The sequence below is a fragment of the Nocardia sp. NPDC059764 genome (assembly GCF_042732555.1).
In the GTDB taxonomy this organism is placed as follows: domain Bacteria; phylum Actinomycetota; class Actinomycetes; order Mycobacteriales; family Mycobacteriaceae; genus Nocardia.
Genome location: NZ_JBHWHH010000293.1, coordinates 4,306 through 4,938, shown reverse-complemented (window position 1 = coordinate 4,938; position 633 = coordinate 4,306). Strand labels below are relative to the sequence as shown.

General features: G+C 66.8%; 1 protein-coding gene. It reads left to right on the top strand.

Features of this window, described 5'->3' with window-relative positions; genetic code table 11:
- Positions 1 to 119 precede the first annotated feature (119 nt).
- The gene (locus tag ACFV4K_RS34655) at positions 120 to 620 is read left to right on the top strand and encodes a PPOX class F420-dependent oxidoreductase (RefSeq protein WP_379280537.1); all 501 of its coding nucleotides are present in this window, start codon (positions 120 to 122) and stop codon (positions 618 to 620) included.
- The last annotated feature ends 13 nt before the right edge of the window (positions 621 to 633 follow it).

Here is a 633-nt window from a genome sequence, read left to right as displayed (position 1 = left end):
GCCGGATCCGGCGGGGGCTGCGGCGTTTCCGCGGCCCGGCAAACAGCCGGTGAAGCCCCGCGCGTGGCAGGAAATGGCCGGTGTGACCGCGCTCATACGCCGTAAATTACAGTCGGCCCATGGGAGTTAATCAACGCGCGCAGATCGTGATGTCCGACGAGGAGATCTCGGGATTCCTCGAGCGCAGCCGGGTCGCCACCATGGCCACGCTGAGCGCCGAGGGCAGGCCGCACCTGGTGGCCATGTGGTACGCGCTCATCGACGGCGAGATCTGGTTCGAGACCAAGGCCAAGGCCCAGAAGACGGTGAATCTGCGGCGCGATCCGCGCATCACCGTGATGGTCGAGGCCGGCGACACCTACGACCAGTTGCGCGGCATTTCCATCGAGGGCCGCGCCGAGGTCGTCGACGACCCCGAAGCGCTGTTCAAAGTGGGAATCAGCGTGTGGGAACGCTATACCGGGCCCTACAGCGAAGAGATGAAGCCGTTCGTGGAGCAGATGCTGCACAAGCGGGTGGCGGTGCGCGTGGTGCCCGAGCGGACCCGCAGCTGGGATCACCGCAAACTCGGCCTGCCCGCCATGCCGCTGGGCGGCAGCACCCACGGCCAGGAGCCGTAAGAACCCCGGAAAC

Excerpts from the sequence above, each read along its gene's own strand:
- ACFV4K_RS34655 (WP_379280537.1), top strand. The coding sequence starts at position 120 with ATGGGAGTTAATCAACGCGCGCAGATCGTGATGTCCGACGAGGAGATC.